The sequence below is a fragment of the Pseudomonas sp. LBUM1661 genome (genome assembly GCF_059695925.1).
Window position 1 is genome coordinate 2,826,401 of record NZ_CP166794.1, and the last position, 14,794, is coordinate 2,841,194.

A 14,794-nucleotide genomic window follows, 5' to 3' on the forward strand; every position below is an offset into this window, starting at 1 on the left:
ATGAAGCCATGCGCTTTTCCGATCTGACTCAACGCATCGCCGGCGACGGCGCCGCCGCGTGGGACATTCACTACCGTGCTCTGGCACTGCGCGAGCAGGGCAAAGACATCCTGTTGCTGTCGGTGGGCGATCCGGATTTCGACACGCCGCTGCCCATCGTGCAGGGCGCCATCGACAGCCTGTTGGCCGGCAACACCCATTACGCCGAGGTGCGCGGCAAGCGCGCCTTGCGTGAGGCCATCGCCAAACGGCACCGGCAACGCAGCGGCCAACCCGTGTCGGCGGCGGAGGTCACGGTGCTGGCCGGCGCGCAATGCGCGCTGTTCAGCGTGGCTCAATGCGTCCTCAATCCGGGCGATGAAGTGATCGTCGCCGAACCGATGTACGTCACCTACGAAGCGGTGTTCGGTGCCTGCGGCGCGGTGGTGGTGCCGGTGCCGGTGCGTTCGGAAAACGGCTTCCGGGTGTTGCCGGAAGACGTCACCGCGCGCATCACCCCGCGCACCCGTGCGCTGGCACTCAACAGCCCGCACAACCCGTCGGGTGCAAGCCTGCCACGGCGTACGTGGGAAGCCTTGGCCGAACTGTGCATCGCCCACGATCTGTGGCTGATTTCCGATGAGGTCTACAGCGAATTGCTGTTTGAAGGCGAACACGTCAGTCCGGCCAGCTTGCCGGGCATGGCCGAGCGCACCGCGACGCTCAACAGCCTGTCGAAGTCCCACGCCATGACCGGTTGGCGCGTGGGTTGGGTGGTGGCGCCGCCTTCGCTGTCCGCGCACCTGGAAAACCTGGCGCTGTGCATGCTTTACGGCTCACCGGACTTCATTCAGGACGCCGCCGTGGTGGCGCTGGAAAGTCAGCTACCGGAACTCGAGGCGATGCGCGAAGCCTATCGCCAACGCCGAGACCTGGTCTGCGACAGCCTGGCCGATTGCCCCGGCGTGCGTGCGTTGAAGCCCGATGGCGGCATGTTCGTGATGGTCGACATTCGCGAAACCGGGCTCAGCGCCCAGGCGTTCGCCAATCGCTTGCTCGATCGGCACGGCGTTTCGGTGTTGGCCGGTGAAGCCTTCGGCCCGAGCGCTGCCGGTCATATTCGCCTCGGGTTGGTGGTGGACGCCGCGCCGTTGCGCGATGCCTGCCAGCGCATTGCCCGTTGTGCTCAAGAACTGATGGAGGCTCAGGTTGATGCTTAATCACAAGGCGCTGTTTATTGATGGACGCTGGCAAATCCCGTCGGGGCAGGGCATCGCCGAGGTGATCAACCCGGCCACCGAAGAAGTCGCCGGCAGCGTGCCGCTGGGCGATGAGCGCGATGTCGACAACGCTGTGGCGGCGGCGCGCAAGGCTTTTGCAGCGTGGTCGCGTACGCCATCCAGCGTGCGCGCCGGGTACATCCGCGCGCTGGCCGATCAACTGCGGGCCCGCGCCGACGAAATGGCCGCGGTGATCACCACTGAACTGGGCATGCCGGTGCAGTGGTGCCGTTCGGTGCAAGTCGACGGTCCGATCGTGGGCCTGGAGCAGTACGTCGAACTCGCCGGTGTGATGGATGAAGTGCGCGAGGTCGGCAACTCGCGGGTGATCCGCGAGGCGGTGGGCGTTTGCGCGTTCATCAACCCGTGGAATTACCCGCTGCACCAGTTGATCGGCAAGCTCGCACCGGCACTGGCCGCCGGTTGCACGGTGGTGGTCAAGCCGAGTCAGGAAACCCCGCTGCACGCATTTCTGCTGGCGCAGATGATCGAGGACATCGGCCTGCCGGCCGGGGTGTTCAACCTGGTCAGCGGACCGGGTTCGAAGGTCGGCGAAGCGCTGGCCAGCCACCCGGACGTGGACATGGTGTCGTTCACCGGTTCCACAGGCGCCGGCGTGCGGGTTGCGCAAGCAGCGGCGCCCTCGGTGAAGCGGGTGTGCCTGGAACTGGGCGGCAAGTCGGCGCTGCTGATCGCCGAGGATGCCGACCTGGAGGCGGCGGTGCGCTACGGCGTACAGGACGTGATGATCAACTCCGGCCAGACCTGCACCGCACTGACGCGCATGCTGCTGCCCGCCAGCCGCTACGCCGAAGCGCTGGACATTGCCCTGGAGGAAACCCTAAGCCTGCGCATGGGCGATCCGCTCGATCCGCAAAGCTTCCTGGGCCCGATGTGCTCTGCAGGGCAACGACGCACCGTGCTCGACTACATCAAGCTCGGCCAGGAGGACGCACGCCTGTTGTGCGGCGGCGATGCGGCGCCGGGCCTGGAGCGTGGTTACTACGTCAGCCCGACGCTGTTCGCCGACGTCGATAACCGCATGCGCATCGCCCAGGAAGAAATCTTCGGCCCGGTGCTGTGCCTGATTCCTTATGCCGACGAGGCGCAGGCCATCGAGATCGCCAACGACTCGCCATTCGGTCTGTCCAGCGGCGTGTGGGCCGGCAGCACCGAGCGTGCCTTGCAACTGGGTCGCCAACTACGCGCGGGCCAGTGCTTCCTCAACGGCGCGGCGTTCAACTATCAGGCGCCGTTCGGCGGCTACAAACAATCCGGCAACGGGCGTGAATGGGGAGAAGAGGGCCTTAACGAATTCGTCGAAGTGAAGGCGATCCAGGTGTGACAGGCAACGATTCAAGGGATGTTCGCACCGGGCCATGGCCCGGTGTCTTGCGTGGTGTTGAACCGGCATTTCATTAGCTTTTGATCAGGGGCAAATTCACATGAGCGATAACAAAAACAAGATTACTCAAGCGAACCACGAATTCAGCTTCCCGCGCAGAGACTTTCTCAAGTACAGCGCGGCCGCTGCCGCGATGGCCGGCGCGTTCTCCATGGGCCTGCCATTTGGCGCCTTCGCCGCGGACGCCACGCCAAAACCGGGCGGTGTGTTGCGCCTGGGCCTGGCCGGTGGCAGCACCACCGACTCCCGCGATCCGGGCTCATGGAGCGACACCTTCACCTTCGTCGGCTTCTCGGCGGTCTATAACACCCTGAGCGAAATTGCCGTCGACGGCACGGCGATTCCCGAACTGGCCGAAAGCTGGACCTCGACCCCGGATGCGCGCATCTGGACCTTCAAACTGCGCCAGGGCGTGACCTTCCACAACGGCAAGACCCTGACCGCCGATGACGTGGTGGCGTCGATCCAGCACCACCTCGGCGAAAAATCAACGTCGGCGGCCAAGACCGTGCTGGGCGATGTGGCCAAGGTCAGCGCCAATGGCAGTGACAACGTGGTGTTCGAGCTGCATTCGGGCAACGCCGATTTCTCTTACGTGGTCGCCGACTATCACTTGGTGATCATGCCGAGCAAGGACGGGGTGGCGGACTGGAAGGCGGGTGTTGGCACCGGCGGTTATCGCCTCAAGGACTTCGAACCGGGCGTGCGCATGACCCTGGAACGCAGCCCGGATTACTGGAAGCCGGGCCGCGCGCATTTCGCCAGCGCCGAGCTGATCGCTATCGCCGATGGTGCGGCGCGAGTGAACGCGCTGGTCACCGGCCAGGTCGATGTGATCAACAAGGTCGACCTGAAAACCGTGGCGCTGCTCAAGCGCAACCCGAACCTGGTCATCGAAGAAACCAAGGGCGCGCAGCACTACACCTTCCCGATGCTCACTGACAGCCCGGTGTTCCAGAACAACGACGTGCGCATGGCAATGAAGCACGCGATCAATCGCGAAACGCTGTTGGCTTCGGTGCTGTATGGCTATGGCCTGGTCGGCAACGATCACCCGATCCAGCCCGGCAGCCGCTTCATCAACACTGCCCTGGAACAACGCAGCTACGATCCGGACAAGTCGCGCTTCTACCTGAAAAAAGCCGGCCTGGATTCGCTCAAGGTGCGACTGCAAGCTTCTGACGCGGCGTACACCGGCGCGGTCGACGCCTCGGTGCTGTTCAAGGAGCAGGCGCGTGCGGCCGGGATCGACATCGACGTGGTGCGCGAACCGGCCGACGGGTTCTTCTCCAATGTCTGGATGAAACAACCCTTCACCACCTCGTTCTGGTACAGCAGCCTGACCGCCGACCGCATGTTCAGCATCGGCTACGCCAAGGGTGCGGCGTGGAACGAAACCCACTGGGACAACCCGCGCTTCAACCAATTGCTCAACGCCGCCCGTGGCGAGATGAACGACCCGTTGCGCCGCGAGATGTACAACGAAATGCAGTCGCTGTGCCGCGACGATGGCGGGGCGATCGTGCCGCTGTTCGCCAGCTCCGTGGCGGCCCGTTCCAACCGCGTTGCGCACGGTGGCCAAACCGCGCCGTATGGCGAGTTGGATGGCCTGCGGGTGATCGAGCGTTGGTGGCAGGCGTAAAACCGGATCTTGAAACCTGTGGAGATCAACTGTGGGAGCGAGCCTGCTCGCGATGAGGCCTTGTCAGCAGATATTTATGCTGACTGACACACCGCTATCGCGAGCAGGCTCGCTCCCACAGGGTTTGTGTTCCCACAGTAGAGATACGTGGTGTGTTCAAGCGTGCCCATTTCGAGGAACTGTGCGGTGAATAGTATTTTCAAGTTGCTCCTGCAGCGTTTGGCCTTGGGGCTGTTATCGCTCTTCGCGGTGTCAGTGATCATTTTTCTCGCGGTCGGCATGCTCCCGGGCGATATCGCCCAGGCCATGCTCGGCCAGTCCGCCACGCCGGAGACCGTGGCGGCGTTTCGTGCGCAACTGGGGCTGGACTTGCCGCCGCTGACCCGCTTCGGGCACTGGATCTGGCAGTTGCTGCACGGTGACCTCGGCGTGTCGCTGGCCAACCAGCGACCCATCGCCGATCTGGTGGCCACGCGCCTGGGCAACACCTTCAGCCTGGCGCTGCTGGCGGCGCTGGTGTCGGTGCCGCTGGCCTTGCTGCTGGGGATGCTCGCCGCGTTGTACCGCAACAGCTGGTTCGACCGTTTGCTCAATACGTCGGCGTTGAGTGCGGTGTCGTTCCCCGAGTTCTTTGTCGCCTACATCCTGATCCTGGTGTTCTCGGTCAAACTCAACTGGTTCCCGAGCATTTCCAACCTGGCGCCGGACGCGTCCCTCGGCACGGTCCTGGAGCGTTCGGTGCTGCCGGTGGCGACCCTGAGCCTGGTGGTGATCGCGCAGATGATGCGCATGACCCGCGCCTCGTTGATCAACCTGCTGGCCAGCCCGTACATCGAAATGGCCCGGCTCAAAGGCATCAGCCAGTCGCGGATCATCTTCCGCCACGCCTTGCCCAACGCGCTGGCGCCGATTGTCAACGTGGTCGCGCTGAACCTGGCCTATCTGGTGGTCGGCGTGGTGGTGGTTGAAGTGGTGTTCGTCTATCCGGGGCTCGGCCAGTTGCTGGTGGACTCGGTAGCGAAGCGCGATATCCCGGTGGTGCAGGCCTGCAGCCTGATCTTCGCCGCGACTTACATCCTGCTCAACACCAGCGCCGATGTGCTGTCGATCGCCAGCAACCCACGCCTGATGCATCCGAAGGGGTAGACCATGAGCCTGTTCAAACAATTATTGCGGGCGCCGCTGAGCGCGAAGTTCGGACTGCTGGTGATCGTGCTGTACATCCTCGTCGCGCTGTTTGCCCCGCTGCTGGCGCCGTTCGGCGAAACCCAGGTAGTGGGCGAGGGCTTCGCGCCGTGGGGTGGCCAGTTCCTGTTGGGCACCGATAACCTGGGGCGCGACATGTTCAGCCGTCTGGTCTATGGCGCGCGCAACACCCTGGGCATAGCCTTCCTGACCACCGTGCTGGCGTTCCTGCTCGGCGGCCTGAGTGGTCTGGTTGCGGCGATCAAGGGCGGTGCGATCGATCAGGGCCTGTCGCGGGTGGTGGACATCCTGATGGCGATTCCGCAATTGATCTTCGCCTTGCTGATCCTCAGTGTGGTCGGCACCACGGCGACGTCGCTGGTGCTGGTCATCGCGCTGCTGGATGCGACCCGGGTGTTTCGCCTCTCAAGGGCGGTGGCGATGAACGTGGTGGTGCAGGACTTCGTCGAAGCCGCACGCCTGCGCGGTGAAGGCCTGTGGTGGCTGGTGACCCGCGAAGTGCTGCCGAACGCGGCGGCACCGCTGATTGCCGAATTCGGTCTGCGGTTCTGCTTCGTGTTCCTGTTCATCAGTGCGCTGTCGTTCCTCGGCCTGGGCATCCAGCCGCCGACCGCCGACTGGGGCAGCATGGTGCGCGACAACGCCGTACTGATCACCTTTGGCGACATCAGCCCGTTGCTGCCCGCCCTGGCCGTGGCGTTGATCACGGTCAGCGTCAACTTCGTCGTCGACTGGATGCTGCATAAATCCAGCGGCCTCAAGGAATGCTGAACATGACGACCTCCAAAACGTTGTTGGAAATCCGCGACCTGCACATCGAAGGTCACTACGAAGACGCCTGGCACCCGCTGATCAAGGGCATCGACCTGACCCTGCAGCGCGGCGAAGTGCTGGGGCTGATCGGCGAGTCGGGGGCGGGCAAGTCGACCCTCGGCCTGTCGGCCATGGGCTACACCCGCGACGGCTGCCGGATCACCGGCGGCTCGGTGCATTTCGACGGCATCGACCTGCTCAAGGCCAAACCCGAAGCCCTGCGTAAACTGCGTGGCTTGCGCATCGCCTACGTCGCGCAGAGTGCGGCGGCTTCTTTCAACCCGGCCCATCGCTTGATCGACCAGCATGTGGAAACCGCGGTGAAAAACGGCGGCATGAGCCGCGCCCAGGCCATGGCCGAAGCGGTGGAACTGTATCGCGTGCTGCGGCTGCCCAATCCTGAAACCATTGGCCAACGTTATCCGCATCAGGTCTCCGGCGGGCAGTTGCAGCGTGTCATGACCGCGATGGCCATGGCCTGCCATCCGGACTTGATCATCTTCGACGAACCGACCACCGCGCTGGACGTCACCACCCAGATCGAAGTGCTGGCGGCGATTCGCGATGCGGTGGCGACTTTCGGCAGCGCCGCGATCTACATCAGCCACGACCTGGCGGTGGTGGCGCAGATGGCCGACCGGATCATGGTGTTGCGCCACGGCAAACTGGTGGAAGAGGCCGAGACCCGCCAGATGCTCGGCGACCCGCAGGAGGACTACACCAAGTCGTTGTGGGCCGTGCGCAGTTTCCGCACCGAGCCCAAGGCCTTGCCGCAGCAGGAACAGCCGCTGCTGGAATTGCGCAAGAGCTGCGCCAGTTACGGCCATCAACCGGTGCTGCACGATGTGTCGCTCAAGCTTTATCGCGGCCAGACCCTGGCGGTGATCGGCGAGTCCGGCAGCGGCAAAAGCTCGACGGCGCGGCTGATCACCGGTTTGCTGCCGCCGACTGATGGCGAGGTGCTGTACGACGGCGCGCCGCTGCCGGCGGACTTTCGCCAACGCAGCAAGGAACAATTGCGCCGCATCCAGATGATCTACCAGATCCCGGACACCGCGCTCAATCCGCGCCAGCGCATCGTCGACATCATCGGCCGGCCGCTGACGTTCTACCTCGGGCTCAAGGGCAAGGCCATGCGCGCGCGAGTCGCCGAGTTGCTGGAGATGATCGAACTGGACCCGGCGACGTTCATGGAGCGCCAACCCCGTGAACTGTCCGGCGGGCAGAAACAGCGCGTTTGCATCGCCCGGGCACTGGCGGCCGATCCGCAACTGATCATCTGCGACGAAGTCACCTCGGCACTGGATCAACTGGTGGCCGAAGGCGTGCTCAAGCTGCTCAACCGCATTCAACAACAACTCGGCGTCGCCTACCTGTTCATCACCCATGACGTCGCCACCGTGCGCGCGATTGCCGACGAGGTGCTGGTGATGCAACGGGGCAGGGTGGTGGACCACGGTTCGCGCAGCGCGATCTTCACCCCGCCGCACCACGACTACACCGGGCTGCTGTTCTCATCGGAACCGCAAATGGACCCCGACTGGCTCGACCGCTTGCTGGCCAGTCGCGCCGCCACGAATTCAAATCCTACGCTGGAAAAAGTCTAAGGAATTACCATGAAAGTACTGATCGTCCACGCTCATCCCGAGCCAAAATCCTTCACCTCCGCCCTGCGTGATCAGGCTGTCACCACCCTTGAAGCCCAGGGTCACGAGGTGCAGGTCAGTGACCTGTACAAGATGAACTGGAACCCGGTGGCCAGCGCCGACGACTTCTCGTCGCGGGAAAATCCCGAATACTTGGTGTATGCGCTTGAGCAGCGTTTGGGTGTGAAAAGCCAGTCGCTGGCGACTGACATCCAGGCTGAACTGGACAAGCTGCTGTGGGCTGACCAGTTGATCCTCAACTTCCCAATCTTCTGGTTCTCCACCCCGGCCATCCTCAAGGGCTGGATCGACCGGGTGCTGGTATCGGGCATCTGCTACGGCGGCAAGCGCTTCTACGATCAGGGTGGGCTCGCCGGCAAAAAAGCGCTGGTGACCGTGACCCTGGGAGGTCGCGACCACATGTTCGGCGATGGCGCGATTCATGGTCCGCTGGAGGACATGCTGCGTCCGATCCTGCGCGGCACCCTGGCGTATGTCGGGTTTGATGTGCTGGAACCGTTTGTGGCGTGGCATGTGCCGTATATCAGCGACGAGGCGCGCAAAGACTTCCTGGTGGACTATGCCAAGCGCCTGACGCATCTGAACGACGAGCAACCCTTGGTGTTTCCGAAGCTGTCGCAGTTCGATGAAAAGCTCTACCCGCTGAGCCCTCCCGTTGCCGTGGATGGTTGAATGACACTACGCAAAAACGCCACCACTGTCGTAAAAACGACCTGTTTACGCTGAACGCGAACCTTCATCAGTTTTCTGTTGAACGAGTGTTCAGCTTGGTCTATGTTCCTTTTCACATTCTCTCTCCCGGTTGGTTGCGGGCTTGCGCTCTTCACTTCGAACGAGGCACTGGCATGCGGTTTTCACCCTTTGTTGAGCGGATCTCAGGGCAAGGCGTTGCTGCCTGGGATATCCATTACGCCGCGTTTGAAGCACGAGGCCGTGGCGAGGATGTCATCATTCTGAGTGTCGGTGATCCGGACTTCCCCACGCCCGACTTCATCACCGATGCCGCCATCCAGGCCTTGCGCGAAGGTGACACCCACTACACCGAAATCGCCGGTCGCCTGGCCTTGCGCGAAGCCATCGCGGCGCGCTACGGCAAGCTGTTCGATCGCGAGTTGCACGCCTCAAACGTCATCACCGTGGCCGGAGCGCAAAACGCACTGTTTGCCGCGTCGATGTGCCTGCTCAGTGCCGGCGACGAAGTCATCGCCTTCGATCCGATGTACGTGACCTACGAAGCGACGCTCAAGGCCTCCGGCGCCACGCTGGTGCGGGTGGCCTGCTCGGCGGACGATGATTTCCGTCTTGATGCCGCCGTGCTGGCCAAGGCCATCACCCCGAAGACCCGGGCGATTTTCTTCTCCAACCCGAACAATCCCACTGGCGTGGTGATGAACCGCGAAGAGCTGCAAGCGATCGCCGACCTGGCCATCGCCCATGACCTGTGGGTGGTGGTCGACGAAGTCTATGAAAGCCTGACGTTCGAGCGCGACCACCTGAGCCTGGCGGCGTGGCCCGGCATGGCCGAGCGGTGCGTGGTGATTGGCAGTCTGTCGAAATCCCACGCCATGACCGGTTGGCGAATTGGCTGGATCGTTGCCGATCAGGCATTGGTCGCGCATGTCGAAACCCTGGTGTTGAGCATGTTGTACGGTTTGCCGGGGTTTGCCATGGAGGCCGCACTCAAGGCCGTGCAGGCCCATGAAGAAGTGACTCACGGCATGCGCGATATCTATCGTCGTCGCCGTGATCTGGTGGTGGCAGGTCTGGCGGATTGCCCGGGGATTTCGGTGCTCAAACCCGATGCCGGCATGTTTGTGCTGGTGGATGTACGCGGCACCGGCCTGACTTCGCTGGAGTTCGCCTGGCGGCTGTTGCGCGAGGCACGCGTCTCGGCGCTGGACGCCGCCGCGTTCGGTGAACCCGCACAAGGTTTTGTGCGCCTGTCGTTCACCCTGGGTGAAGAGCGGCTGGCCGAGGCTTGTCAGCGTATCCGCGATTTCGTCCTGGTGCTCAACGGCGAAGCGCCGCGGCCCGTCATTGCTCGCGTGGCCCGTGAAGCCGTGGCGGCGCCCGTTGCGGCCCGGACCATGATCGAGGTCGACCGACTGCACAAACGCTTTGGCAATATCGAGGTGCTCAAGGGCGTGTCCCTGACCGCCTGCGAAGGCGAGGTGATCTCGCTGATCGGCGCCAGCGGTTCGGGCAAAAGTACTTTGCTGCGCTGCATCAACATGCTTGAAGTGCCGGACCAAGGGCGCATTCTGGTCGACGGCGAAAGCATTCACCTGAACCATTCCCGCCCCGGCGCACCGCTGGTGTCGGACGCCAAGCAACTGGTTCGTATCCGTTCGAGCCTGGGCATGGTGTTCCAGAACTTCAACCTCTGGCCCCATCGCACGGTGCTGGAAAACCTCATCGAAGCGCCGACCCAGGTCCTGCGTGAAAGCCGTGCGGAAGCCACTGAACGGGCCGAAGCCTTGCTCGAACGTGTCGGGCTTGCCGCCAAGCGTAACGAGTACCCGGCGTTTCTTTCCGGGGGACAGCAACAACGGGTGGCCATCGCCCGAGCCCTGGCCATGCGGCCCAAGGTGATGCTGTTCGATGAACCCACCTCGGCACTCGACCCGGAACTGGTCGGCGAAGTGCTGCGGGTGATCCGCTCTCTCGCGGAAGAAGGCCGGACCATGATCCTGGTGACCCATGAAATGGCCTTCGCACGCGATGTCTCTTCCAAAGTTGCCTTTCTACATCAAGGGCTGATCGAGGAAACCGGTTCGCCGGATGAAGTGTTCGTACACCCACGCAGCGAACGTTGCCGACAGTTCGTCAACGCTCATCAGACTCGCTAATACATCATAAAAAGACGGGGAAAAAATCATGGGGCATCGACGTTTTGCAAACTGGTTTACCGGCGTGGCCTGCGTATTGCTGGCCGGCATGAGCGCGGCACAGGCTCAGCCGATCAGGTTCGCGGTGGCGGCCGAACCTTATCCGCCGTACACCGAGAAGCAGGCCAACGGTGAGTGGAAGGGCTTTGAGGTCGACCTGATCCACAAGCTGTGCAGTGAAATGAAAGCCGAGTGCGAGATCAAGGAAGTGGCGTGGGACGGGATCATTCCGTCGCTGCTGGCAAAGAAGATCGACGTGATTTTCTCCTCGATGTCGGTGACTGAAGAGCGTGAAAAACAGATCGCCTTCAGCGACGCCTACTACGACTCGGTGATTGCCATTGTCGGGCCGAAGGATGCGTCGGTGAAAAAGTATCCGGATGATCTCAAGGGCAAGACCATCGGCGTGCAGAACTCGACGGTGAGCGCCAGTTACCTGAAGACGTATTACGAAAAAATCGCCGACGTTAAGTATTACGACACCCAGGACTCGGCCAACGCCGACATGATTGCCGGTCGAATCGACCTGATGATGGCCGACGGCACGGCCATGTCAGCCTTCGTCAAGACGGCGGACGCCAAAGACCTGGCCTACCTCGGCGCCGTCCCGTACGACCCGATTTTCGGCAAGGGCGTGGGGGCCGGCCTGCGCAAGGACGACGCCGAACTCAAGGCCAAACTCGACAAGGCGATCAAGACCTTGCTGGCGAGCAAGGACTATGACGACCTGTCCCAACACTACTTCGGTACCAGCGTAAAACCGGCGTTCTGACCTCATCCCCTGTAGGAGCCGGCTTGCTGGCGATTGATACGACGCGGTTTGCCAGACACGCCGCCATCGCTGGCAGGCCAGCTCCCACAAAGGGTTGCGGTGGGTTCACGATCGTTTTACGGGAGAGTGAAATGCCAGCAATGTTCGATTTGATCAATTTCACCGAACAGGGATGGGGCGGGGCGCTGTTGAAGGGGCTCTGGATGACCCTGCAGATATCGGCCGGGGCCTTTCTGGTCGGGTTGGCCATCGGCTTGGCGGTCGCATGCCTGAAACTGGGCGCGCCAAAACCGATCGCGGCCCTGGCGCGCGGTTACACCACATTGTTCCGGGCAGTGCCGGAGTTGTTGCTGATCCTGCTGCTGTACTACGTCGGTTCCATGCTGCTCAATTCCTTGATGGCATCGCTCGGCTACGACGCGGTGAACGTCAGCGGTCCGCTGGCGGCGATCCTGGTACTGGGCCTGGTGCAGGGCGCCTACGCCTCGGAGATTTTTCGCGCGGCGATCCAGGCCATTCCCTACGGCCAGATCGAAGCGGCCAAGGCATTCGGCCTGCACGGCTTCGGGCTGTTCCGGCGCGTCACGCTGCCGATCATGGCGCCATATGCGATGGCGGGGATGGCCAACCTGTGGATCAACCTGATCAAGGACAGTGCCCTGATCAGCGTGGTCGGCACCAACGAGTTGTTGTACACCGCCAAGCAAGGCGCGGGTTCGACGCGTCACTACCTGTTGTTTTACCTCACGGCTGCCGCGCTGTATTACGCGGTGACGTTGGTGTCCAACTATCTGTCGGGCCGGCTAGAGCGACGCATTCGTCGCTGGATGCCTTTGGCTGAGTGAGAGAAATGATTCCAGCGTGGATAGTTGAATACGCGTCGTTGCTGATCCGCGGACTGCAGACGACCATTGCCATTCTGTTGATTTCCAGTGTCTTCGGTTTTGTGCTTGCGGTGTTGGTGGCACTGGCGCGCATCTCGAAGAACAGGCTGATTGCCAAGCTCAGTCTGTTCTACACCAGCGTGACGCGCGGGACGCCGTTGCTGATCCAGATCTACATTTTCTACTACGGCCTGGGCAGCCTGTTTGCGCAGTTTCCGCTGATACGCGGCAGCTTTTTCTGGCCTTATCTGCGCGACGGTTACTGGTACATCGTGTTCGCCCTGGTGATCTCGGTGGGCGCGTACGTGGGCGAAGTGATTCGCGGTGGCTTGCTGGCGGTGCCCAAAGGCGAAATGGAAGCCGCTTCGGCGTTTGGCATGACGGCGCGCCAGGCGCTGCTACGGGTGCGTTTGCCCCGGGCGCTGCGCTTGCTGTTGCCGACCCTGGCCGGGGAGACCGTGATGCTGCTCAAATCCACGGCACTGGCGTCGACCATCGCCGTGATCGACTTGCTGGGCGCGGCCAACGTGGTGCGGGCGCAGACGCTGCAGGTGTATGAACCGTTGCTGCTGGTGGCCGGTGTGTACGTCTGCCTGACGTTCCTGATCGAGGCGTTGTTTGCGTTTGCCGAACGGCGGGGAACGCCAGTGCGCAGGTCCGCATGATGAATAAGCCCGTGGTGGACCGCTCGCTGCAAGGCATTGGCCTTTGCACGTTGGGCTACGCATTTCTTTCCTTACAGGACGCGGGCATCAAGTGGCTGGTGGACGATTATTCGGTGTTCACGATCCTGTTCTGGCGCGCGGTGGTGGTCGCGGTGGCTTGTTTGCTGGTGGGCCGCCTGGCGTTGGTTCAGCGAGCGTGGCGCTCGTCCAGCCGGCGGTTGCTGGTGGTGCGCGGCTTGCTGTCGATCGCCGCCTGGCTGATGTATTACACCGCGGCCCGGGACCTGACGCTGGCGGAAATGACCACCCTGTATTTTTCGGCACCGATCATGGTGACGGTGCTGGCGACGGTGATTCTCAAGGAGCGCGTCACCGGTTGGCAGTGGTTCTCCCTGATGATCGGATTCGTCGGCGTGGTGATTGCCTGTCGCCCCAATAACCTGACGGCTCCGTTGCCGATTGTTCTGACGTTGTTGGCGGCGATGTGCTGGGCGATTACCTACATCCAGTTACGCCAGGTGGATGACCAGACCTCGGTGCTGGAACAGATGCTGATCACCAATGTGGTGTTCGTCATCTGCATGACGGTGGCGTTGCCCTGGACCTACACCCCGACACCGACGCCTGCCTGGTTGGGCATGCTCGGCGCAGGGCTTTTGGGCGGTATCGGGCAGTTTCTGTTGTTCGCTAGCTTCCAGCGCGCCACCGCGACCGTGCTGGCGCCATTCGAGTACACCGGGCTGATCTGGGCGTTCCTGCTGTCGAGCCTGATCTGGGGCACGCTGATGGATGTGTCGCTGATGATCGGCGCCGGTCTGATCGCGGTCAGCGGCACCCTGGCGATGATCTTCGGTCGGCACCCGTCACAGGACGTCGTCGGCTCCGAATGCTCCGTGTCGCAGCCCCTTTATCCAGCAACGGCAGATGTGGAGGCCGTTGGCGGGGCTGAAGGTCTCGGGGTTCAGGCACCACTCGATCCAGAGGCCGTCGAGCATCGCCGATAAACCGATGGCGGCAAGGCGCGTGTCGTGGATCGTGAAACCTTCGCTGGCCGCCAGGTCATCGAGTAACTGGCGCAGCAAATCGAGGTATGCACCGTAGCTTTTTTCGTGGGACTTGCTGACGTGCTCGGAGTGGCGGATCAGGCTCCAGAACACCACCCAGGCACCCAGCAGTTTCGGGTCCATGACCCGCGGTGAAAAAGAACCGACCAGGAAGGCGTCCATCTTTTGCGCGGGTGTTCCGGCCTGGTGGATTTCGTGGAGCAGGGCGGTGGTGAGTTCGCTGGCGAGCTTTTGGTAGGTGTCGGCGATCAGCGCATCGATGCTGCCGAAATGGTGATTGAGCAGGCCGACGGACACACCGGCCTCGGTCGCGATGCGCCGCACGGAAATCCCGGCGTGGCCATCGCGAACCAGACAGCGCAAGGTCGCGGCAATCAGCAGTTCGCGGCGTTCGTCGGGTTCGGCACGGCGGTTTTTCGGGGCAACGGTGGTCACAAAGAATTCCTGGGTGTAATTCCACGTTGGCGAGCTTAGTTGAACAGACGTTCAATCTCCAGTTTCGGCAGCGACGATGTTTAACAGTCATCAC

General features: G+C 62.5%; 12 protein-coding genes and 1 pseudogene. 12 read left to right on the top strand and 1 reads right to left on the bottom strand.

Annotation, left to right across the window (positions count from 1 at the left end):
* The first annotated feature begins 8 nt into the window (after positions 1-8).
* The 12 genes from ACA057_RS12960 (at position 9) to ACA057_RS13015 (ending at position 14,205) form a co-directional block, all read left to right on the top strand.
* On the top strand, positions 9-1,199 hold the full coding sequence (locus tag ACA057_RS12960) for a pyridoxal phosphate-dependent aminotransferase (protein ID WP_497348880.1): 1,191 nt from the start codon (positions 9-11) through the stop codon (positions 1,197-1,199).
* The gene (locus ACA057_RS12965) at positions 1,192-2,604 is read left to right on the top strand and encodes an aldehyde dehydrogenase family protein (protein ID WP_497348882.1); all 1,413 of its coding nucleotides are present in this window, start codon (positions 1,192-1,194) and stop codon (positions 2,602-2,604) included. The genes ACA057_RS12960 and ACA057_RS12965 overlap by 8 nt, the downstream gene beginning before the upstream one ends.
* Positions 2,605-2,704: 100 nt before the next feature.
* Positions 2,705-4,306: an ABC transporter substrate-binding protein gene (locus ACA057_RS12970; RefSeq protein ID WP_497348884.1), complete on the top strand. Its 1,602-nt coding sequence runs from the start codon at positions 2,705-2,707 to the stop codon at positions 4,304-4,306.
* Positions 4,307-4,492: 186 nt separating this feature from the next.
* The gene (locus tag ACA057_RS12975) at positions 4,493-5,452 is read left to right on the top strand and encodes an ABC transporter permease (protein ID WP_401362803.1); all 960 of its coding nucleotides are present in this window, start codon (positions 4,493-4,495) and stop codon (positions 5,450-5,452) included.
* A gap of 3 nt (positions 5,453-5,455) precedes the next feature.
* Positions 5,456-6,283: an ABC transporter permease gene (locus ACA057_RS12980; RefSeq protein ID WP_497348887.1), complete on the top strand. Its 828-nt coding sequence runs from the start codon at positions 5,456-5,458 to the stop codon at positions 6,281-6,283.
* Between the two features lie 2 nt (positions 6,284-6,285).
* On the top strand, positions 6,286-7,932 hold the full coding sequence (locus ACA057_RS12985; RefSeq protein WP_497348889.1) for an ABC transporter ATP-binding protein: 1,647 nt from the start codon (positions 6,286-6,288) through the stop codon (positions 7,930-7,932).
* 9 nt (positions 7,933-7,941) lie between these two features.
* Complete coding sequence (locus ACA057_RS12990) at positions 7,942-8,664, top strand: NAD(P)H-dependent oxidoreductase (RefSeq protein ID WP_497348891.1); 723 nt, start codon at positions 7,942-7,944, stop codon at positions 8,662-8,664.
* 173 nt (positions 8,665-8,837) lie between these two features.
* Positions 8,838-10,841, top strand: a complete 2,004-nt coding sequence (locus tag ACA057_RS12995; RefSeq protein WP_497348893.1) for an aminotransferase class I/II-fold pyridoxal phosphate-dependent enzyme — start codon at positions 8,838-8,840, stop codon at positions 10,839-10,841.
* Between the two features lie 28 nt (positions 10,842-10,869).
* Complete coding sequence (locus ACA057_RS13000; protein ID WP_497348895.1) at positions 10,870-11,652, top strand: transporter substrate-binding domain-containing protein; 783 nt, start codon at positions 10,870-10,872, stop codon at positions 11,650-11,652.
* 131 nt (positions 11,653-11,783) lie between these two features.
* Positions 11,784-12,497, top strand: coding sequence for an ABC transporter permease (locus tag ACA057_RS13005; protein ID WP_497348897.1), 714 nt, complete (start codon positions 11,784-11,786; stop codon positions 12,495-12,497).
* Positions 12,498-12,502: 5 nt separating this feature from the next.
* On the top strand, positions 12,503-13,201 hold the full coding sequence (locus tag ACA057_RS13010) for an ABC transporter permease (RefSeq protein ID WP_497348899.1): 699 nt from the start codon (positions 12,503-12,505) through the stop codon (positions 13,199-13,201).
* Positions 13,201-14,205 (top strand): DMT family transporter, encoded by a 1,005-nt coding sequence (locus tag ACA057_RS13015; RefSeq protein WP_497348901.1) that lies wholly within the window; start codon positions 13,201-13,203, stop codon positions 14,203-14,205. The genes ACA057_RS13010 and ACA057_RS13015 overlap by 1 nt, the downstream gene beginning before the upstream one ends.
* On the opposite strand, the pseudogene ACA057_RS13020 reads toward ACA057_RS13015, so the two are convergent.
* A pseudogene (locus ACA057_RS13020) lies at positions 14,161-14,700 on the bottom strand (TetR/AcrR family transcriptional regulator); the annotation flags it as partial. The gene ACA057_RS13015 and the pseudogene ACA057_RS13020 overlap by 45 nt on opposite strands.
* Positions 14,701-14,794 lie beyond the last annotated feature (94 nt).